This is a genomic window from Streptomyces sp. NPDC043427 (assembly GCF_056436655.1).
This window is the reverse complement of record NZ_JBWKCC010000002.1, coordinates 512,299-532,804: the sequence shown is the minus strand read 5'-3', so window position 1 is coordinate 532,804 and position 20,506 is coordinate 512,299. Positions and strand designations below refer to the sequence as shown.

Genomic DNA, 20,506 nt, shown 5'->3' with positions numbered 1-20,506 from the left:
GAATGCTCGGAACGGATCGGGTACTGAAAGAACCGGTCAGGTCCGGGCACTATTTAAAGCAGGGGCGCTACGCGCGTAGAGCGGCCCCTTTCCCAAGGAGAGTGCGCCATCGACGCGTCCAGCAGCCCTCCGCTCACCGCACAGTCGACGATCGCGGTCGAGCTGGCGGGGATCACCAAACGATTCCCGGGTGTCGTCGCCAACCACGACATTCACCTGACGGTCCGAAAAGGCACCGTCCACGCCCTCGTCGGCGAGAACGGCGCCGGCAAGTCGACGCTGATGAAGATCCTCTACGGCATGCAGAAGCCGGACGAGGGCACCATCGCCGTCGCGGGGAACCAGGTCTCCTTCTCCTCGCCCGCCGACGCCATCGCCCGCGGCATCGGCATGGTCCACCAGCACTTCATGCTGGCCGACAACCTCACTGTCCTGGAGAACGTCGTCCTGGGCAGCGAGAAGCTGCACGGCATCGGCGGCGGCGCCCGTAAGAAGATCAAGGAGATCTCCGACCGCTACGGCCTCGGCGTCCGCCCCGACGCCCTCGTCGAGGACCTCGGTGTCGCCGACCGCCAGCGCGTCGAGATCCTCAAGGTGCTCTTCCGCGGCGCCACCACCCTGATCCTCGACGAGCCGACCGCCGTGCTGGTCCCGCAGGAGGTCGACGCGCTCTTCGACAACCTGCGCGAACTGAAGTCCGAGGGCCTCTCCGTCATCTTCATCTCGCACAAGCTGGGCGAGGTGCTGTCGGTCGCCGACGAGATCACCGTCATCCGGCGCGGCACCACGGTCGGCTCCGCCGTCCCCTCCGAGACCACCCCGCGCCAGCTCGCCGAGATGATGGTCGGCAGCGAGCTGCCCACCCCGGAGACGGCCGAGTCCACGGTCACCGACAAGGCCGTGATCCAGGTCCGGAACCTCACCGTCTACGCCAGCGGCGGCGCCTCCCTGGGCGCGGACGCCGAGCCCTCGGGCGGCGTCAACCTGGCCCCGGAGGGCGGCGAGGTCAAGCGCGTCCTGGACGACGTCACCTTCACCATCCACGCCGGTGAGGTCATGGGCATCGCCGGTGTCGAGGGCAACGGCCAGACCGAGCTCATCGACGCGCTGATCGGCACCAAGAACGCCGACTCCGGCGTCATCCACTTCCTCGGCGAGGACATCACCCCCTGGCCCACCCGCAAGCGCCGCGAGTCCGGCGTCGGCTACATCCCCGAGGACCGCCACCGCCAGGGTCTGCTCCTGGAGGCCCCCCTCTGGGAGAACCGCATCCTCGGCCATGTCACCGAGGCCCCCAACGCCAAGGGCTTCTGGCTCAACCCCAAGGGCGCCCAGGCCGACACCCGCCGGATCGTCGAGGAGTACGACGTCCGTACCCCCGGCATCGACGTCACCGCCGCCTCCCTCTCCGGCGGCAACCAGCAGAAGCTGATCGTCGGCCGCGAGATGAGCCACAACCCGAAGTTCCTGATCGCCGCCCATCCCACCCGCGGTGTGGACGTCGGCGCGCAGGCCCAGATCTGGGACCGTATCCGCGAGGCCCGCCGCGAGGGCCTGGCCGTCCTGCTGATCTCCGCCGACCTGGACGAGCTCATCGGACTGTCGGACACCCTCCGCGTGATCTACAACGGCAGGCTGGTCGCGGACGCCGACCCGGCCACCATCACCCCGGAGGAACTGGGCTCGGCCATGACCGGTGCCGCCTCCGGTCACCTGGAACACGTGGAAACCGTGGAAACCACTGAGGAAGCTGCCGGTCCGGAGGACGAGGCCCGATGAAGAAGTTCGACAAGGACCGCGTGCTCATCGCGGTGGCCGGCCCGGTCATCGCGCTCGTGGCGGCGATCCTGCTCACCTCGGTCGTACTGATCGCCTCCGGCAAGAACCCGTTCGAGCCGTACCGGTTGATGCTGGAGCAGGTCGGTTACTCCGACGTGCAGGTGCTGATCATCAACCAGGCGTCGCTGTACTACATCGCCGCACTGGGTGTCGCCCTCGGCTTCCGCATGAACCTGTTCAACATCGGTGTCGACGGCCAGTACCGCCTCGGCGCGATGATGACCGCGGTGGTCGGCGCGCACGTGGCGCTGCCGTCCTTCCTCCAGATCCCGCTGTTGCTCCTTGTCGGCGCGCTCACCGGCGCCTTCTGGGCCGGCATCGCGGGCGTGCTGAAGGTGACCCGCGGCGTCAGCGAGGTCGTGGCGACGATCATGCTCAACGCGATCGCCACCAGCCTCATCGGCTACCTCACCCTCCGCGAGAACTTCGGTGTCCTGGTCGGTGACAACGTCACGACCGGTGAGATGAAGGAGTCCGGCTGGGTGCCCGGCATCAACCTGGGCGCCGACGTCGGCGAGATCTACGGCCTGGTCTTCCTCGCCGTCGCCCTCGGCATCGGCTACTGGCTCGTCCTCAACCGCACCCGCTTCGGCTTCGACCTGCGGGCCACCGGCGAGTCCGAGACGGCCGCCGCGGCCTCCGGCGTCAGCGCCAAGCGCATGGTCCTCACCGCGATGCTGATCTCCGGCGCGGTCGCCGGCATCTCCGGCCTGCCCCTGCTGCTCGGCGACGCCCACACCTACAGCCTGAGCTTCCCCGCGGGCCTCGGCTTCACCGCCATCGGCATCGCCCTGCTCGGCCGCAACAACCCGGGCGGCATCGCCCTCGCGGCCCTCCTGTGGGCCTTCCTCGACAAGGCCTCTCCCGCCCTCGACTACGCGACCCCGGTGGCGTACGAGAAGGAGATCGCCACGATCATGCAGGGCCTGATCGTCTTCGCGGTCGTCATCTCGTACGAGGCCGTACGCCAGTGGGGTCTGCGCCGCCAGCAGAAGCGGGTCGGCGCCGAACTCGCCGCGGCCGCCCAGAACCAGAAGAAGGAGGTGGCGGCCTGATGAGCACCGTGACCACCGCCAAGCCGCAGGCGAAGCAGCCCGGCAAGGGCCGCCGCATGTCTCTCCCGGTACTCCTGCTGATCATCGCGGGCGTGCTGGTCCTCACCTCGGTCGTCCGCCTGATCAGTGGCGCGGACGGCATCACCTCGACCGGCCAGATGTCCACCGCGCTGCGCCTCGCCGTGCCGATCGGCCTCGCGGGCCTCGGCGGTCTGTGGGCCGAGCGCGCGGGCGTCGTCAACATCGGCCTCGAGGGCATGATGATCCTCGGCACCTGGTTCGGCGCCTGGGCCGGCTACCAGTGGGGCCCGTGGACCGGTGTCGTCTTCGGCATCATCGGCGGCGCGCTGGGCGCCGTCCTGCACGCCATCGCCACGGTCACGTTCAACGTCAACCACATCGTCTCCGGTGTGGCGCTGAACATCCTGGCCCTCGGCACCACCCGGTACCTGTCGAAGTTCACCTTCGAGAACGCCCCGCAGGGCTCCTCCAAGCAGTCCCCGCCGATCGACTCGCTCGGCACCTTCGACATCCCGGGTCTGACCGACTGGCTGGACACGCTCAACGAGAAGCACTGGTTCCTGATCTCCGACATCGCGGGCCTCGTCGGCGGTCTGGTCACCAACCTGTCGCCGCTGACGGTCGTCGCCGTCGCCCTCGTACCCACCACGTGGTACGTGCTGTGGCGCACCGCCTTCGGTCTGCGCCTGCGCTCCTGCGGCGAGAACCCGGTCGCGGCCGAGTCCCTCGGTGTGAACGTCTACAAGTACAAGTACATCGCCGTGATCGTCTCGGGCGGCTTCGCCGGTCTCGGCGGCGCCTTCCTGTCGATCGTCGCGTCCAACGTGTACCTGGACGGCCAGACCGCCGGCCGCGGTTACATCGGTCTCGCCGCGATGATCTTCGGCAACTGGATGCCGGGCGGACTGGCGCTGGGCGCGGGCCTGTTCGGCTACACCGACAGCCTCAACCTGCGCGGCGGCACCACCAACGTGCACGCGCTGATCCTGCTCCTGGCGATCCTGCTGGTGATCGGGGCGGCGTACCTGGTGTGGAAGAGGAGGGCCGTCAGCTCCGCGATCACCCTCGGGGTCTCGGCGCTGATGTTCCTCTGGTACGCCAGCGTGGACGAGGTCCCGCGCCAGGTCGTCTCCGCGGCCCCGTACGTCGTGACCCTCCTGGTGCTCTCCCTCTCCGCCCAGCGGCTGCGCATGCCGAAGGCGGACGGCATGCCGTACCGGAAGGGGCAGGGCAAGTGACCCCCGCCGCCACGCCTGCCGACTCGGTCGACTGGCAGAAGCTGCGGACGGTGGCCCGGGACGCCATGTCCCGGGCGTACGCCCCGTACTCCGGCTACCCGGTCGGCGTGGCGGCCCTCGTCGACGACGGGCGGATCGTCTCCGGCTGCAACGTCGAGAACGCCTCGTACGGCCTCGGCCTGTGCGCGGAGTGCGGGCTGGTCTCGGAGTTGCAGAACACCGGCGGCGGCCGGCTCACGCACTTCACCTGTGTGGACGGCAAGGGCGACGTCCTCGTCCCGTGCGGTCGCTGCCGCCAGCTGCTGTACGAGTTCGGCGGCCCGGGCCTGCTCCTGGAGACCCCGGCGGGAATCCTGCCGCTGTCGGAGATGCTGCCGCAGGCCTTCGGGCCGGGCCATCTCCCCAAGTAACTCCTGTGCGGCCCCTCTGAAGCACTCAGGGGGGCCGCGCACTTTTCTGAACGTTCGGAAGGAAAGCCATGGCCATGGACGCCGTCTCCGTCATCCGCACCAAGCGGGACCGCGGTGAGCTCAGCGACGAGCAGATCGACTGGGTCATCGACGCGTACACGCGCGGCGGGGTCGCCGACGAGCAGATGTCGGCCCTCGCGATGGCCATCCTGCTCAACGGCATGAACCGCCGCGAGATCGCCCGCTGGACGGCCGCGATGATCGCCTCCGGCGAGCGCATGGACTTCTCGTCGCTGTCCCGCCCCACCGCCGACAAGCACTCCACGGGCGGCGTCGGCGACAAGATCACGCTGCCCCTGGCCCCGCTGGTGGCGGCCTGCGGCGCGGCGGTCCCGCAGCTCTCGGGTCGCGGGCTCGGCCACACCGGCGGGACGCTGGACAAGCTGGAGTCGATCCCCGGCTGGCGCGCGCTGCTCTCCAACGAGGAGATGCTGTCCGTGCTGGACGGGACGGGCGCGGTGATCTGCGCGGCCGGCGACGGCCTCGCCCCCGCCGACAAGAAGCTGTACGCCCTGCGGGACGTCACCGGCACGGTCGAGGCGATCCCGCTCATCGCCTCCTCGATCATGTCGAAGAAGATCGCGGAGGGCACGGGCTCGCTGGTGCTGGACGTGAAGGTGGGCACGGGCGCCTTCATGAAGACGCTGGACGACGCCCGCGAGCTGGCGTCCACGATGGTGGGCCTGGGCACGGACCACGGCGTGAAGACTGTCGCGCTGCTGACGGACATGTCGACCCCGCTGGGCCTGACGGCGGGCAACGCCCTGGAGGTCCGCGAGTCGGTCGAGGTCCTGGCGGGCGGCGGCCCGGCGGACGTGGTGGAGCTGACGATCGCCCTCGCCCGCGAGATGCTCGACGCGGCGGGCGTGAAGGACGCCGACCCCGCGAAGGCCCTCGCTGACGGCTCCGCGATGGACGTCTGGCGCCGCATGATCGCGGCCCAGGGCGGCGACCCGGACGCCCCCCTGCCGACGTCGCGGGAGCAGCACGTGGTGAAGGCGGGCGCATCGGGTGTCCTGACTCGTCTCGACGCCTACGACATCGGCATAGCCGCCTGGCGCCTCGGCGCGGGCCGCGCCCGCAAGGAGGACCCGGTGCAGGCGGGAGCAGGCGTGGAACTCCACGCCAAGCCCGGCGACACGGTCACGGAGGGCCAGCCCCTCCTGACCCTCCACACGGACACGCCGGAGCGCTTCGAGTACGCGCTCCAGGCGGTGGAGGGCTCGTACGACATCGAGGCCGCGGGGACGGAGTTCACGCCGTCCCCGGTGGTGCTGGAACGTATCGCCTGACCAGGCGATTTCCCTTTCGGGTGAACGGGATCGGTGGACCACCGCCGGTCCCGTTCGGCATGCTGGGATCGGTGACGCACCGATTGGAGACACCGCCATGAGCGCACTCAGCGTCGAGCCCGAGTCCCCAAGGGGAACGGGCTGGGACGAGATCGTCCGTGTCTGGGAGGAGACGGACGCCCCCGAGGGCAGCAAGGTGGAGATCATCGAAGGGGTCGTCACCGTGTCGCCTCCACCGTCCGAAGAGCACAACGACACTGCTGAGCTGGTTCAGGAACGCCTGTACGGCGCAATTCCTCCTGACTGCAACTGGGGCATTTATCAGACACTCGGGCTGTCATGCCCCGAGACGGGCAGCTTGTTCATGCCCGACCTGTGTGTGGTACCCAGGGAAGCATTGCGTCGCGGGACGCGAGTACACGCCGGCGAGGCTGAACTGGTGGTCGAGGTCACGTCTCCGAGCAATGCGAACCATGACCGGATCAAGAAAGCCCACGGCTATGCCGTAGCCGGTGTGCCGCTCTACCTCCTCTTGGATGCCTGGCAGTCCGGTCGCCCGACAGCGACGCTGTACGGTGAGCCGCAGAACGGCACTTACCGTGTGCTTGCCTCAGTGGAGTACGGCGAGGAGTTGACACTGCCCGCCCCGTTCAAGTTGGTTCTGGACACCGGCATCTTCCCGCTCACCTGAATCGACTTAGCCCGCCAAGTCGTCCCCGATGAGTTGTGGTTCCCCACCAGGTCTACAAATCGTGGACGCCACGACACCCCCCGTACTCGTACTCGCAGGCCCCGTCACCCGGGATGAGGTGACGCGGCTGTGTGATGGCGTGCGGGCGCTCATCGCGGACACCGGGGCCATAGTCGTCGTATGTGACGTGGGAGGGCTTGGCCCACCGGGCCTCGGGATCGTCGATCTGCTCGCGCGGCTTCAGCTCGCCGCGCGGCGGGCCGGGGGACGGATACGGCTCCGCGACCCCGATCCGGGGCTACACGCTCTGCTGGACCTCGTCGGGCTTCGGTTCGAGGTGGAGGGGGAGGTCGAAGAGCGGGAACCAGCGCTGGGTGTCGAGAAAGCAGTGGAACCCGGTGATTCGGCTGTCTGAGAGTTCGAGGACCTGGACCGCCCAGGCAGTGAATCCGCCGTTCTCCTCGTCGGGCTTGTACTGGGCGAAGCCCGGCAAACCGTTGACCTGGACGGGCACCAGGTGGGATCCCTCGCAGGCGGAGCCGAGGGTCGTCATGAAGCCGGTGATGTCGGCGGTGCCGCGCAGCCACAGGTCGAACGGCGGCATCGTCATGATCGCGTCCTCGTGGAGGAGGGCGGTCAGGGCCGTCATGTCGTACCCCTCGAACGCCGCCACATAGCGCTCCAGGAGTTTCTGCTGCTCCTCGTCCAACGGGTCCGAGACGGAGCCCTCGGGCCCCTGGCCGTCCCGCTCGGCGAGGGTCGCCCGGGCCCGCTGCAACGCGCTGTTGACCGACGCGACCGATGTGCCGAGCAGCTCGGCGACCTCGCTCGCCTTCCACGCCAGCACCTCACGCAGGATCAGCACCGCCCGCTGCTTCGGCGGCAGCTGCTGCAGCGCCGCCATGAAGGCCAGCCGGACCGACTCCTTGGCGACGGCCGCCTCCGCCGGGTCCTCCACGGTCGGCAGCACCCGGGTGTCCGGCATCGGCTCCAGCCAGGTGTGGTCGGGGCGCGGGGAGAGGGCCGCCTGGGCGAGCGGGGTGGACTCGCTGAGGTCCATCGGCCGGGCGCGCTTGTTGCCCGCCGTCAGCATGTCCAGGCACACGTTCGTCGCGATGCGGTAGAGCCAGGAGCGGAGGCTGGAGCGGCCCTCGAACTTCTCGAGGCTCTTCCAGGCGCGGACCATCGTGTCCTGCACCGCGTCCTCGGCCTCGAAGGAGGAACCGAGCATGCGGTAGCAGTACCCGGTCAGTTCGACCCGGTATTTCTCCAGCTGGAGATCGATGTCTGTCGTCGCCGTGCCGTTGCTCATCGTGGTCCACCCACCCCTGTGGCCGTTCTGTCACACCCTTGTGCGCCCAGTACTTCGGAAGCTATCGCACCCCACTGACAATGGCCCCCCGAGCGCGCGAAAGCGCAGGTCAGACCAGTTGCCGTACGGACATCAGCAGATGCCGGTGCGATCCGTCCGCGACCCCGTCCGCCGCGACCGACTCCAGCAGCGCCCGCTGCCCCGCCCCCAGCAGCTCAAGCCGCAGCCGGGGCGCCTCGAAGGAGTTCAGCGCGTCCAGCAGGTACGCCGGGTTGAACGCTACGGTGACCTCCTCGGCACCGCTCAGCGACGCCGGCAGCCGCTGTGCCGCCACGTCGTCGCCGTACCCGGCGCCCAGCAGCACCGACCCCGGGCCGGGCCCGCCGGAGAAGTCCAGCCGCACCGGGCTGTTCGCCTCCGCCACCACCGCGACCCGCCGCACCGCGTTCCGCAGCTCCTCGCACCCCATCTCGGCGACCGCGGCCCCCGCCGTGTCGAAGAGCGACCCGTACGCGGGCAGCCGCCCCTCCAGCTGCCGAACGACGCTGCGCATCCCGCCGCCCTCGAACCCGACAAGACCACCGCCCGCCGTGGCGTCCAGCCCGATCCGCACATCACCGCACCGCGCCAGCGACCGCGTCACGTCCAGCAGCCGCCGCGCCGGCAGCAGTGCCTCCGCCTCCCCCTCGACCGCTCCCGCCTCCGGCTTCCACTCCAGCCGCCGTACCGCGTACCGGTAGCGGTCCGACGCGGCCAGCGTCATCGTGTCCCCGGCCAGCCGCACCTGGACTCCGGTGAGCACGGGAAGCGTGTCGTCGCGGCCCGCCGCCACGGCGACCTGGCCGACCGCGGCCGCGAACGCGGCGGCGTCCACGGAGCCGTACACCTCGGGCGGCAGCGGCGGTGTCGGGTACTCCTCGCGGGGCAGCGTCGACAGGCCGAACCGTGTGCCGCCCGCCTCCACCGTGAACCGCGTGCCCTCAAGGGCGCAGCTCACCGGCCCGTCCGGCAGCACCTTGCAGATGTCCAGCAGCCTGCGCCCCAGGACGAGCACGGTGCCGTCCGCCACGACCTCCGCGTCGGTGTCGATGCGCGCCGCCGTCTCGAAGTCGAACCCCGAGATGCTCAGCCGGCCCGCCGCCGCCTCCAGCAGCAGCCCGCCCAGCACCGGCACGGGCGTACGGGCGGGCAGCGCGCGTGCCGCCCATCCGACCACCTCGGCGAGGACCCCGCGCTCGACCCGGAACTCCATGAACAAACCCCCTGCTCGGCCCAGTTGACCCGTGGACGCTATCCGCGCCCACTGACAACCGGCCCCGAGCAGGGGGAACGTACGCGCAGAGGGAAGGAATCAGGCAGCCAGCATCTGCCGCCGTCGCTCCACCCGGGCCGCCCGCGACCCGAAGGCCGTGATCGTCACGACCCCGAGCACCGCGAGGACACCGACGCCGACCGTTCCGGCCCAGCCGCCCGCGTGGAAGGCGATCGCGCCGACCGTGCTGCCCGCGCTGGAGCCGATGTAGTACGCCGACTGGTAGAGCGCCGAGGCCTGCGCGCGGCCGGTCGTGGCCGTCTTGCTGACCGCCGAGGACGCCACGGCGTGGCCCGCGAAGAAGCCCGCCGTGATCAGGACCAGGCCCAGCAGGACCAGCGGCAGGGAGTCGGCCAGCGACAGCAGCAGGCCCGTCGCCGTCGTGCCGCCGCCCAGGTACAGGGCGCCCCGGCGGCCGAAGCGGCCCACCAGCCGGCCCGCGGTCGACGCCGACAGCGTGCCCACCAGGTACACCAGGAAGATCGAGCCGACGATGCCCTGAGGCAGGGAGAACGGGGCCTCCGTCAGGCGGTAGCCGATGACGGTGTACACACCGCCGAAGACCGTCATGAACAGCGCGCCGATCGCGTACAGGCGGCGCAGCAGCGGGTTGGCCAGGTGGTCGCGGACCGTACGGGCCAGCACCCGCGGCCGCAGCGAGCCCGGCGTGAAGTGCTGGGGCGCCGGGAGCAGCAGCCGGAACGCCACCGCGCACGCCACCGCGAGCGCGCCGATCACTCCGACGGCGACCCGCCAGCCCCACTCCTGGGCGACCCATCCGGTGATGACGCGGCCGCTCATGCCGCCGACGCTGTTGCCCGCGACGAACAGGCCGATCGCCGTGATCAGCGCCTTCGGCCGGACCTCCTCCGCGAGGTAGGCGGTCGCCGACGCGGGCAGCCCGGCCAGTGCGGCACCCTGGAGCGCCCGCAGCACGACCAGGACACCCAGCGAGGGAGCGAAGGGAACCAGCAGTCCGATACTCACCGCGACCGCGAGCGACGCCGTCATGACCGCACGCCGCCCGAACCGCTCCGACAGCGCGCTCATCGGCAGGACGAACACCGCCAGACCGCCCGTCGCGGCCGCCACCGTCCAGCTCGCCTCGCTCGCCGCGACCCCGAACTCGCCGGAGATCAACGGAAGCAGGGCCTGGGTGGAGTACAGCAGCGCGAAGGTCGCGACACCGGCGAGGAAGAGCGCGAAACTCATCCGGCGGTAGCCGGGCCCGCCGGGGGCCATACGGGAGTCGGTGGTGGCGGGAACGGAAGCGGTGGCGCCCACGACGGTGGACGCCCCGGTATCGGCGGGAGTCATGCTTCGACGGTACGGACGCAGCCGATCATCCGTCCAATGCATGGAATCGTCATAATCGTTCCCATGGTGCATCAACCAAGGTCACAGCAGCGGCTGTCACCAAGCAGTGACACAGAAGACATGACGATGTTGCTGGCTCCCCGCCTCGCCTACTTCGCCGGAGTCGCCCGCACCGAGCACGTCACGCGCGCCGCCCAGGAGATGAACGTTCCCCAGTCCACCCTCTCCCGCGCGATGGTCCGCCTCGAACAGGACCTGGGCGTCGACCTGTTCGCCCGCCACGGCCGTACGGTCTCCCTGACCCCCGCCGGCCGGACGTTCCTCGCCTCCGTCGAACGCGCCCTCGCCGAGGTCGAGCGCGCCGCCGAGGAGGTCCGCGCCGACGCCGACCCCGCCACCGGCAAGGTCGCGTTCGGCTTCCTGCACACCATGGGCGCCGAAACCGTCCCCGGCCTCCTGCACGCCTTCCGCGCGGACCACCCCCGCGTCCGCTTCAGCCTCGTCCAGAACTACGGCGAGGCCATGATCGAACGCCTCCGCGCCGGTGAACTCGACCTCTGCCTCACCTCGCCCGTCCCCGACGCCCCCGACCTGGTCGCCCGCCGCCTCGACGAACAGAAACTCCGCCTGGTCGTCCCCGCCGACCACCGCCTCGCCGCGCGCCGCCGCATCCGCCTCTCCGAGGCCGCCGACGAAACCTTCGTCACCCTCGAGCCCGGCTACGGCCTCCGGCGCATCACCGACGACCTCTGCCGAGACGCCGGCTTCACCCCGAGAATCGCCTTCGAGGGCGAGGAGGCGGAAACCCTACGAGGCCTGGTGGCAGCGGGCCTGGGCGTAGCCCTCCTCCCCCCACCGGCAGTCCCACGCCCAGGAGTGGCGGAACTGACGGTCACGGGCCAGAGAGCGGTAAGGGAAATCGGCGTGGCGTGGCTGGCGGGCCGCCCGGACACACCCCCGGTGGCAGCGTTCAAGAAGTTCCTGCTGTCCAAAAGGGGCCAGCTGCTGCCGACCTGAAAGGGGCGCGGGGCTGTGTCGATGTGCGGCTCCGCCGCGTGGGCGCGATCAACCACACACCCCGTACTCCACAGCCGACCAAAAGCACCCCGCCCTACCGCTTCACCGACTTCCCGAACCCAGAAGCCAACGGCATCCGCAACCCCAACGGCGGCGGAGCGGCAAGCGCATCCTCGACAGGCCGGGCGAACGCCCGCCCGAACAAACACCCGAGCACAAAGTCCGCAGCCAGCGCATGCACCTCATCCCGGTACTGGTGCAACCCGTGCCCGTCGGAATGCACCTCGAACCGGCACACCTCCCGGTTCGCCTTCTTCGCCCGCGCAGCCAGCCGGAACGACAACTCCGGATCACTGCGCTCGTCATTCGTGCCGTGCACGATCAACACCCGCCGCCCCACCAGCTGCTTCACCGGTTCGGGTGCCACCGCCACATCCTCCTCCGGCAGCCAGGGAGCAATCGCCAGCACGGAGTTGACGGCATCGTGCCCGCCCGCGTGCAACGCGGCCCGTCCACCCATCCCGAGACCCACGAGGCAGACCGGCACATCCCCGTACCGCCGTACGACCTCGTCCGCGGCCCACGCCGCGTCCCGGGCCAGATGCGCCTCGCTCCCGTTCCACCCGCGGTAGCGGTAGTGCACGACATGCGTGGCCAGCCCCTCCTCCCGGCCCCGCAGGGACAGGCGGCGCCCGAGCGCGCGGACGGACGCGGCCGCGAACATCGGGGACGGCCTGCGGTCGGAGACCTCGTCGCCGCCGGGGAGCAGCAGCACCACCCCGCTCACCGTCGTCGGCTCCGGCCCGATCGCCTTGCCCAGCCGGGCCGTTCGGGCCGGCGTCGCTTGCTGTGCCATGACAGAACAGTGTCAGAAGTGCCGGTGTACGCCACTAGGACGTGCGGTCACCGTTACGTATCGACAGATTCGTACAACGAGCAATCTACGCGCGTAGGCGTTACAGTGCGAAAATGACGAGCCAGACTGACCGGACGGGAACCACCCCGAGCTCGGACCAGATCCGCCGGGCGCCCAAGGTTCTGCTGCACGACCACCTCGACGGCGGGCTGCGCCCCGCTACGATCGTCGACCTCGCCCGGGAGACCGGGTACTCCCACCTCCCCGAGACCGATCCCGGCGCGCTCGGCGTCTGGTTCCGCGAGGCGGCCGACTCGGGCTCCCTGGAGCGGTATCTGGAGACGTTCTCGCACACGGTCGGCGTCATGCAGACGCGGGACGCGCTCGTCCGGGTCGCCGCCGAGTGCGCCGAGGACCTCGCCGCGGACGGCGTCGTCTACGCCGAGGTGCGCTACGCCCCCGAGCAGCACCTGGAGGCGGGGCTGCGCCTCGAAGAGGTCGTCGAGGCCGTCAACGAGGGCTTCCGGGAGGGCGAGCGGCGAGCCAGGGCGAACGGCCACCGCATCCGCGTCGGCGCCCTGCTCACCGCGATGCGGCACGCCGCCCGCGCCCTGGAGATCGCCGAACTCGCCAACCGCTACCGCGACCTCGGCGTCGTCGGCTTCGACATCGCGGGCGCCGAGGCCGGCTACCCGCCCACCCGGCACCTCGACGCCTTCGAGTACCTCAAGCGCGAGAACAACCACTTCACGATCCACGCCGGGGAGGCCTTCGGGCTTCCCTCCATCTGGCAGGCCCTCCAGTGGTGCGGCGCCGACCGGCTCGGGCACGGGGTGCGGATCATCGACGACATCCAGGTCCACGAGGACGGCTCGGTGAAGCTCGGCCGGCTCGCCAGCTACGTCCGGGACAAGCGCATCCCGCTGGAGCTGTGCCCCAGCTCCAACCTCCAGACGGGCGCGGCGGCCTCGTACGCCGAGCACCCCATCGGACTGCTGCGTAAGCTCCACTTCCGGGCGACCGTGAACACGGACAACCGCCTCATGTCCGGGACGAGCATGAGCCAGGAATTCGAGCACCTTGTCGACGTATTCGGTTACACGCTCGACGACATCCAGTGGTTCTCCGTCAATGCGATGAAATCAGCGTTCATTCCTTTCGATGAACGACTCGCGATGATCAATGACGTGATCAAGCCCGGATATGCAGAGCTGAAGTCCGAATGGCTGTTCCAGCAGACCGCTCCCACCAGCGGTTCTGTGGGGTCGGAGGGCTGATCTGCGGATCGTGCGGGGATCGAAATGCGGCGAGGTTTTCACAATCCGTCCGCATTTCGATGTTTGCGGCGAGTGTGGTTGCGTGTTTACGGTCCATTACCGCTCGGTTCCCCGTCATCCCATTCGAGGACGCATTTCATGAAGCAGTCTGCTGCCAAGACCCTCGGTGTCGCCGCCCTCGGTGCCGCCTTCGCCGCCGCCGGTGCCGGTGCCGCCAACGCCGCCCCGGCCGTCCCGGACGCCACCCAGGCCCTGGACGGCGTCACCAAGACGCTGCCGGCGGAGAACGTCTCCAAGGCGCTGCCGGGCGCCGGCGACGCGCTGGCCCAGGGGCAGACCGCGCTCGGCACGGGCCTGACCGCCGCCCAGCCGGCCGTTCAGCAGGCCCAGGCCAACGGCCCGACCAAGCCGGTCGCCGGACTCCTCGGCGGTCTCCCGGTGGGTCAGGGCCTGCCCCTGCACGGCCTGCCCGTGAACGGCATCCCGCTGGGCTGAGCCGTACGCACCCGCATACGCCGTTGGGGCGCTCCCGTCAGTATCGGGAGCGCCCCAGCGGCGTTCGGGTACGGCGGACTCACCAGGCCGTGCGGGCTGCCTTGTCCTCCGAGGGCAGCAGGATCCACAGAGCGATGTAGAGCAGGAACTGCGGTCCCGGCAGCAGGCAGGACACCAGGAAGATCACCCGCATCGTCGTCGCGGAGGTCCCGAAGCGCCGTGCCAGCGCTGCGCACACTCCGCCGATCATGCGGCCGTGGGTCGGGCGGGCAAGGGCGGTCATCTGCGACTCCTTCGTGTTTGACGGCTCGATCACCTTCGGGGCGCTCTTCGCCCCTGCGGGTCACTCGCGGCCGGCGCGTTGGGGCAGTGGGTCTCGGACGGCCCTGGGCGTCGGTTGAGGCTGCCAGGTTGGTTGCCTCACTGTGCCTTCAACGGTACGGCGACGAAGGGGACGAAGCGTCGCTCTACGGGGCGATCCCGACCCTGGGAATCGTCGGGGTCATACCCTGAGCCGAGTCCTCCTGCCGGACCACCGCCTGCTCTCGCCGCTCCACCCTGCGGCGCAGTCGGCGGCGGACCGCCGGAACGATCGCGAGGTGGGCGAGGGCCACGCCCACGGTGTTCAGCAGCACCGAGTCGACATCCACGACCTGCCCGGGCACCCCGGTCTGCAGCAACTCGATGCCCAGCGACAGCAGCGCCCCCACGGTGACCGTACGGACCAGGGACGACAGGGGTGAGACCGCGGCCCTGCCGTGCGCCAGGGGCAGCAGCACGCCCAGCGGCGCGAGCAGCGCGAGCCCCTCACCGATACGCCGCGCCGCCTCGGGCCGGCCCAGTGCCAGGTCGGCGCGGATACCGGCGAACGGATGCAGGTTGGCCGGCATCACCCAGGGGACGTCGAGCGGCCGCAGCGTCAACCAGGCGACGAGCACGAGGTGTGCGACCAGGAGGACACCCCCTGTCACACGGATGCGGATCGCGGCGCTGCCGCCGATGGAGCCTTGACGCTGCACGCCCCCCTAGACGCGCCCCCCGGCACCTCCGGTTCCGGGAGACCCCCCGGCACACCCCATTTGTGGCTCGGTTCACCTTCAGGGGACGCTTCGGCTCATTCGTCCGGGTCGGACCCTCAGCCCTCCGTGACCGGCGAGGACGGTGGCTCCTTGCTGCCGGGGCGGGAGCGGACCTCGTCGGTGCACTCGTAGCGGTGCAGGGGGTCGGCGCCGGGGCCGCCGAGGATGACGGAGCCGTCGCCCTCCGCGGCCGCCGAGTCGGAGAACGTACAGACGATCTGCGCGAGGGCGTAGGAGGTGAGGTCGCCGGGCGGGGTGCTCAGCCGCAGCGTGTCCTCCGGGTCCTTGGGCGCGGGTCCGCGCACCGACATGCCGCCGCGTACGTCCGTCGTGTACCCGGCCTCTTTCTCCGCGGACGTCGGCGTCCCGGCGAGCTGGTCCAGCAGGCCCTGCGCCACCAGCATGCGCCGCCGGGTGTCCGCCGTACCGTCCGGGACGCGTACGGCCCGGTCGACGGCCACCAGCGACGAGCCGCACAGCAGGAACACCCGCACGGGGACCCCGCTCGAGGACTGCGTCGAGATCTCCGGCCCGGTGAGCGAGCAGCGCGCCCGCGAGGGCGCGGGGCCGAAATCGGTCGGCACCTCCGTGGCCCTGATCCCGCACCCGCTGAGCAGCCCGGCGAGCGTCCCGGCCAGCAACGCAAGCGCGAGCGCGCGGCGCACGTTCAACAGACGCACGTTCACGAGGCGTCCTCCTTGTCCTTCTCGCCCTGTTCCGCCAGCTCGGAGGCGTCCCGTGGCAGCCGCAGCGTGAACACCGCACCGCCCTCCGGGGAGTTGGCGGCGGTGATCTCACCGCCGTGGATATGGGCGTTCTCCAGGGCGATGGACAGGCCGAGGCCGCTGCCTTCGGAGCGCGGGCGGGAGGCGCTGGCCTTGTAGAAGCGGTCGAAGACGTGGGGCAGGACGTCCTCGGGGATGCCGGGGCCGTGGTCGCGTACCGCGATCACGAGCTGGTCGTCCTCCACCCGCACCGCCACCCGCACCGGCGACCCGCCGTGCTTGAGGGCGTTGCCGATGAGGTTGGCGAGGATCACGTCCAGGCGGCGCGGGTCGAGCCGGGAGTGGATGCCGCGCTCGGCGTCGAGTTCGACCGCGTCCAGCCAGGCGCGGGCGTCGATGCAGGCGGTGATCTGGTCGGCGATGTCCACGTCGTCGAGGACCAGCCGGGCGGTGCCCGCGTCGAAGCGGGTGACCTCCATCAGGTTCTCGACCAGGGAGTTCAGCCGCCGGGTCTCACTCACCACCAGCCGCACCGCGGGCTCGATCATCGGGTCCATGCTGCCGGCCTCGGAGTCCAGCTCCTCCTCCAGCACCTCCGTCACCGCGGTGATCGCGGTGAGCGGCGTACGCAGCTCGTGCGACATGTCCGCCACGAACCGGCGCGAGGCGTCGTCCCGGGCGGACATGTCCGCGACCCGCTTCTCCAGCGCCTCGGCCGCCAGATTGAACGTCCGTGACAGATCGGCCAGTTCGTCCGTGCCCGACACCCTGAGCCGCGTGTCCAGCTTGCCCTCACCGAGCCGGCGCGCGGCGATCCCCAGCCGGTGCACCGGCTTCAGTACGGTCGTGGCGGCGGCCTGCGCGAGCAGCGCGGCCCCTATCAGCGCCAGGCCGGTCGCGATCCCCAGCGACCAGGCCAGCGAGTTGAGGTCCTTCGCCTCCGGCTCCAGCGACTTCAGCATGTAACCGGTCGGCCCACCGCCGATCACGCGCGTACCGGCGACCAGATACGGCGTGCCGTCGTCGACGACGCGCTGCCAGTACAGGTGGTACGGCGACTTGTTGCTGTCGCTGACGTCCTGCTGCTTGTTCACGGCCGCCCGCAGAGACCGGGGAACGTCCTCCAGCGAGAAGCCGCTCAGGCCGCCGGAGCTGCCGTAGACGGTCTTGCCGCCGGAGTCCTGGGCGACGAGCAGCACGCTGAAGTGCTGGCTGCTGTTGGCCATCTGGCCCGCGGTGTGCTGGAGCTCGTCCTGCGACGGGTGCTCGGGCAGCGCGCCCGCGCGGTTCTGCATCTCCTGCTCGAAGTCCCGCAGCACCGCGCCCTGGGTACGGGTGAGCACCGCCTCCCGGTTGAGCCAGTAGGCGATCCCGGACGCGGACACGGCGGCGGTCAGAGCCACCAGACCGAAGACGACGACCAGCCGCAACCGCAGGCTGGTGAAGCGCAGCCGTGACAGATGTCCCTTGCGTACCGCGGACCAGCCGCGGCCCCCCTGCTTGCCTTGTGTCACTGAGGAGTGTCCAGCCGGTAGCCCACGCCACGCACGGTACGGATCAGCGTCGGCGACGACGGCACGTCCTCGACCTTGGCGCGCAGCCGCTGCACGCACGCGTCGACGAGCCGCGAGTCACCGAGGTAGTCGTGCTCCCACACCAGCCGCAGCAACTGCTGCCGCGACAGCGCCTGCCCGGGGCGCCGGCTCAGCTCGAGGAGCAGCCGCAGCTCGGTCGGCGTGAGCTGGAGGTCCTGGCCGTTCTTGGTCACCGTCATCGCCGCGCGGTCGATGACCAGGCTGCCGAAGCTCGCCGCGTCGTTGGACTCGCGCTCGCCGCGCCGCAGCACGGCCCGGATCCGGGCGTCGAGCACCCGCCCCTGGACGGGCTTGACCACATAGTCGTCGGCACCGGACTCCAGCCCGACGACCACGTCGATGTCGTCGCTGCGCGCGGTCAGCAGGATGATCGGCAGCTGGTCCGTGCGCCGGATGCGCCGGCACACCTCGAACCCGTCGATGCCGGGCAGCATCACATCCAGCACGATGAGATCCGGCCGCTGCTCCCGCAGGAGCTTCAGACCGTCCTCACCGCTCGCAGCGGTCGCCACACGGTGCCCCTGGCGCGTCAGTGAGAGCTCCAGGGCCGTACGGATGGCGTCGTCGTCCTCGATCAGCAACAGGGAAGGCACGGGCTCATTCTGGCCCATGGCAGGCCGGGGTAGCGACACCTGTACGGCTACGTCCCGGTACCGCTCTTCTCCGTGACCGGACTGTGCGGATCCTGTCAGCGGCGCGGGACGACGACCCCTGTGACAGCTCTGTGACAGTCGGCGGACACGGCCATGAAGTGGGCTCGGCAAGCTTCTCGGCACAGGCAAGGAAGCACGGCCGAACACCGGTAAGTCCACGACGGGGGGCGCGAGATGAGCACGCTGCACGGCATCAGCACCAGGGCAGTGGTCACGCGTCTCCACGACGTGAACGGGGGCCGGGGTTCCGAGAAGTCCGGTGTCGTGAGCGGGCGGGGGTGCGCTCGCGGCGCCGGGCGTCAGCACACCACATACATGTCGGTGGTTGACGCACACACGGGGGAAGCTCACGGGGGAGCGGCGTACGGGGAGGCCACGGGGGAGCGTCGTTCACTGTCGGAGGCGGAGTTCACCGCCTACGTCCAGGAGCGCCGCGCCTCCCTGTACGCAACCGCCTACCACCTGACCGGCGACCGCTTCGAGGCCGAGGACCTGCTGCAGAGCGCGCTGTTCTCGACGTACAAGGCGTGGGACCGGATCAGTGACAAGGCGGCCGTCGGCGGATACCTCCGCCGCACGATGACCAACCTGCACATCAGCGCGTGGCGCCGCCGCAAGCTGAACGAGTACCCGACCGAGGAACTGCCGGAGACGCCCGGCGACACGGACGCGATGCGCGGCACCGAGCTGCGCGCGGTCCTGTGGCAGGCGCTGGCCCGGCTGCCCGAACTCCAGCGCACCATGCTGGTCCTGCGCTACTACGAGGGCCGTACGGACCCGGAGATCGCGGAGATCCTCGACATCAGTGTCGGCACGGTGAAGTCCAGCATCTGGCGGTCGCTCCGCCGGCTGCGCGAGGACGAGGTCCTCAGCTTCGGCCGTGACGAGGAGAACGCCTTCGGCGAGCTCGTCGCCTGAGGCTGGGGGGACACGGGGGAGCAACAAAAGAGGGGGACTCACGGGGGAGTACGGGGGACACGGGGGAAGTACGGGGGAGCACGGGGGAAAGGGAGCGGGACTGGAGGGCCGGGGGGTCCGTCCAGTCCCGCTTTTCGTGTGCGTGACCTCTTCGGCCGCGCTCGCTCAGGCCGCCGTGCGCGTCTGCGCGGAGCGCCCCGCCGCCGCGGCTGCCAGGCGGCCCATCGCCTCGTCCCGGTCGCAGGCGTACGCGCCCAGCGCCGTCTGGCGGGCCACGATGGAACGCTCGGCGCGCATCAGGCGCCAGCCGCGCCGCAGCAGGAACGGCACCGACTTGCGGCCCTCCTGCAGGTCCCGCAGGAAGCGCCGCCGGAAGGTCGTCACCGGGCCGCGGCTCAGGCACAGCGCGTCGGCGAGGACGCCCAGTTCACGGCAGCGGTTCACGATCTCGGCGGCGAAGATGCCCTCCGCGATGAACAACGGGGTCCGCCCGATGTCCACGGCGTCCTCACCGGTGCGGGCGCTCAGCGCGATGTCGTACACGGGGACGTTCGTACGACCGCTGCGGCACAGCTCCACGATCGCGGCGATCGCGGTGTCCGCGTCCCAGGAGTCGGGGTGGTCCCAGTCGATGTCGGAACTGCCCGGCACCAGCGGCAGCGTGGGGTCGTCGCCCTCCTTGTAGAAGTCGTCGAGCCGCAGCACCGGGAGGCCGGAGCGGGCCGCGAGAAGGGACTTGCCGGAGCCCGAGGGGCCGCAGAGCAGCACGACGCGCGCGGATATGGGCGGATGGGAACTCACGGGACACCAGTGTGAGGCATGGAGGGCACCCCGACGACACCGCGGGTCCGCTTTGAAGCCCGCGTCACACCTCAACTACCCTTCGTGTCGACACCATTACCTTACGCAGTAGAAAGTGGGCACCCGCGATGGCCCGACACGCTTTCCCCCGGACCCCGACCGGCCGCCGTGCCCTGGCCGCCCTCGCGACGGCGGGGGTGGCGCTGGGCGTGGGTGCGACGGCCGCGGCCGCCGCCGAGGCCCCGGTCAGCGCGATGCCCGCCTCGCTCGGCACGATCGACCCGCAGGCGGGCGCGGAGGCTCTGTCCGACACGGTCGGCCACGTCACGGGCTCGGTCGCGGGCGTCAAGCCCAACCCGCTCGCGGGCACCGGCGTCGACCCCCTCGACAACGGCGTCGGCACCCAGGTCGCCGACTTCCAGCCGCTGGACTCCCAGGCCGTGACGAGGCCGGTGGCGCAGGCGGAGTCGATCGGGGCGGTTCCGGTGGTGGGGCAGGCGACGGGGCCGCTGGGCGGCTGACCCGCGCGCAGGGAAGCAGGCC

At 70.6% G+C, this 20,506-nt stretch carries 22 protein-coding genes; 12 read left to right on the top strand and 10 right to left on the bottom strand.

Annotated elements, in window-relative coordinates; translation table 11 throughout:
* The first annotated feature begins 108 nt into the window (after positions 1-108).
* The 7 genes from AC067M_RS06335 (at position 109) to AC067M_RS06305 (ending at position 7,021) form a co-directional block, all read left to right on the top strand.
* On the top strand, positions 109-1,779 hold the full coding sequence (locus AC067M_RS06335; RefSeq protein WP_478696002.1) for an ABC transporter ATP-binding protein: 1,671 nt from the start codon (positions 109-111) through the stop codon (positions 1,777-1,779).
* Positions 1,776-2,894, top strand: coding sequence for an ABC transporter permease (locus AC067M_RS06330; RefSeq protein WP_478695807.1), 1,119 nt, complete (start codon positions 1,776-1,778; stop codon positions 2,892-2,894). The genes AC067M_RS06335 and AC067M_RS06330 overlap by 4 nt, the downstream gene beginning before the upstream one ends.
* Positions 2,894-4,153, top strand: coding sequence for an ABC transporter permease (locus tag AC067M_RS06325; protein ID WP_478695806.1), 1,260 nt, complete (start codon positions 2,894-2,896; stop codon positions 4,151-4,153). Before AC067M_RS06330 ends, AC067M_RS06325 begins: the two co-directional genes overlap by 1 nt.
* Positions 4,150-4,563, top strand: coding sequence for a cytidine deaminase (locus AC067M_RS06320; RefSeq protein WP_478695805.1), 414 nt, complete (start codon positions 4,150-4,152; stop codon positions 4,561-4,563). The genes AC067M_RS06325 and AC067M_RS06320 overlap by 4 nt, the downstream gene beginning before the upstream one ends.
* A 68-nt stretch (positions 4,564-4,631) precedes the next feature.
* Entirely contained in the window at positions 4,632-5,915 is a 1,284-nt protein-coding gene (locus tag AC067M_RS06315) for a thymidine phosphorylase (protein WP_478695804.1), read from the top strand.
* A 97-nt stretch (positions 5,916-6,012) separates the two neighbouring features.
* Positions 6,013-6,606, top strand: coding sequence for a Uma2 family endonuclease (locus AC067M_RS06310; RefSeq protein WP_478695803.1), 594 nt, complete (start codon positions 6,013-6,015; stop codon positions 6,604-6,606).
* Between the two features lie 28 nt (positions 6,607-6,634).
* Positions 6,635-7,021 (top strand): STAS domain-containing protein, encoded by a 387-nt coding sequence (locus AC067M_RS06305; RefSeq protein ID WP_478695802.1) that lies wholly within the window; start codon positions 6,635-6,637, stop codon positions 7,019-7,021.
* Here AC067M_RS06305 and AC067M_RS06300 read toward each other — a convergent pair.
* The 3 genes from AC067M_RS06300 to AC067M_RS06290 all read right to left on the bottom strand — a co-directional run bounded on the left by AC067M_RS06300 (position 6,905) and on the right by AC067M_RS06290 (position 10,547).
* Positions 6,905-7,918, bottom strand: a complete 1,014-nt coding sequence (locus tag AC067M_RS06300; protein ID WP_478695801.1) for a sigma-70 family RNA polymerase sigma factor — start codon at positions 7,916-7,918, stop codon at positions 6,905-6,907. The two genes, AC067M_RS06305 and AC067M_RS06300, sit on opposite strands and share 117 nt — an antisense overlap.
* 109 nt (positions 7,919-8,027) lie before the next feature.
* Complete coding sequence (gene dnaN / locus AC067M_RS06295; RefSeq protein ID WP_478695800.1) at positions 8,028-9,170, bottom strand: DNA polymerase III subunit beta; 1,143 nt, start codon at positions 9,168-9,170, stop codon at positions 8,028-8,030.
* Positions 9,171-9,269: 99 nt separating this feature from the next.
* Complete coding sequence (locus AC067M_RS06290; RefSeq protein ID WP_478695799.1) at positions 9,270-10,547, bottom strand: MFS transporter; 1,278 nt, start codon at positions 10,545-10,547, stop codon at positions 9,270-9,272.
* Between the two features lie 63 nt (positions 10,548-10,610).
* Here AC067M_RS06290 and AC067M_RS06285 point away from each other — a divergent pair, with 63 nt between their 5' ends.
* The gene (locus AC067M_RS06285) at positions 10,611-11,564 is read left to right on the top strand and encodes a LysR family transcriptional regulator (protein ID WP_478695798.1); all 954 of its coding nucleotides are present in this window, start codon (positions 10,611-10,613) and stop codon (positions 11,562-11,564) included.
* Positions 11,565-11,658: 94 nt separating this feature from the next.
* Here the strand turns inward: AC067M_RS06285 and AC067M_RS06280 are convergent, their stop codons facing one another.
* A complete protein-coding gene (locus tag AC067M_RS06280) occupies positions 11,659-12,420 on the bottom strand; it encodes an alpha/beta hydrolase (RefSeq protein ID WP_478695797.1) in 762 nt (253 codons plus the stop codon).
* 113 nt (positions 12,421-12,533) lie between these two features.
* On the opposite strand from AC067M_RS06280, the gene AC067M_RS06275 reads away from it, so the two are divergent.
* Both AC067M_RS06275 and AC067M_RS06270 read left to right on the top strand, forming a co-directional pair.
* On the top strand, positions 12,534-13,697 hold the full coding sequence (locus AC067M_RS06275) for an adenosine deaminase (protein WP_478695796.1): 1,164 nt from the start codon (positions 12,534-12,536) through the stop codon (positions 13,695-13,697).
* Positions 13,698-13,835: 138 nt separating this feature from the next.
* A complete protein-coding gene (locus AC067M_RS06270; RefSeq protein WP_478695795.1) occupies positions 13,836-14,192 on the top strand; it encodes an ATP-binding protein in 357 nt (118 codons plus the stop codon).
* Between the two features lie 79 nt (positions 14,193-14,271).
* On the opposite strand, the gene AC067M_RS06265 is transcribed toward AC067M_RS06270, so the two are convergent.
* The 5 genes from AC067M_RS06265 to afsQ1 all read right to left on the bottom strand — a co-directional run bounded on the left by AC067M_RS06265 (position 14,272) and on the right by afsQ1 (position 18,184).
* A complete protein-coding gene (locus tag AC067M_RS06265; protein WP_133927460.1) occupies positions 14,272-14,475 on the bottom strand; it encodes a PspC domain-containing protein in 204 nt (67 codons plus the stop codon).
* A 184-nt stretch (positions 14,476-14,659) separates the two neighbouring features.
* A complete protein-coding gene (locus AC067M_RS06260) occupies positions 14,660-15,211 on the bottom strand; it encodes a VanZ family protein (protein ID WP_478695794.1) in 552 nt (183 codons plus the stop codon).
* Positions 15,212-15,327: 116 nt separating this feature from the next.
* Entirely contained in the window at positions 15,328-15,942 is a 615-nt protein-coding gene (locus AC067M_RS06255; protein ID WP_478696001.1) for a hypothetical protein, read from the bottom strand.
* Between the two features lie 11 nt (positions 15,943-15,953).
* Entirely contained in the window at positions 15,954-17,510 is a 1,557-nt protein-coding gene (locus AC067M_RS06250; protein ID WP_478695793.1) for an ATP-binding protein, read from the bottom strand.
* Positions 17,507-18,184 (bottom strand): two-component system response regulator AfsQ1, encoded by a 678-nt coding sequence (gene afsQ1 / locus AC067M_RS06245; protein ID WP_478695792.1) that lies wholly within the window; start codon positions 18,182-18,184, stop codon positions 17,507-17,509. The genes AC067M_RS06250 and afsQ1 overlap by 4 nt, the downstream gene beginning before the upstream one ends.
* A 234-nt stretch (positions 18,185-18,418) precedes the next feature.
* Between afsQ1 and AC067M_RS06240 the strand changes: the two genes are divergently transcribed.
* Complete coding sequence (locus tag AC067M_RS06240; RefSeq protein ID WP_478695791.1) at positions 18,419-19,162, top strand: SigE family RNA polymerase sigma factor; 744 nt, start codon at positions 18,419-18,421, stop codon at positions 19,160-19,162.
* A 165-nt stretch (positions 19,163-19,327) separates the two neighbouring features.
* Here AC067M_RS06240 and AC067M_RS06235 read toward each other — a convergent pair whose 3' ends face one another.
* Positions 19,328-19,963 (bottom strand): uridine kinase family protein, encoded by a 636-nt coding sequence (locus tag AC067M_RS06235; RefSeq protein WP_478695790.1) that lies wholly within the window; start codon positions 19,961-19,963, stop codon positions 19,328-19,330.
* A 128-nt stretch (positions 19,964-20,091) separates the two neighbouring features.
* Between AC067M_RS06235 and AC067M_RS06230 the strand changes: the two genes are divergently transcribed.
* Positions 20,092-20,484: a hypothetical protein gene (locus AC067M_RS06230; RefSeq protein WP_478695789.1), complete on the top strand. Its 393-nt coding sequence runs from the start codon at positions 20,092-20,094 to the stop codon at positions 20,482-20,484.
* The last annotated feature ends 22 nt before the right edge of the window (positions 20,485-20,506 follow it).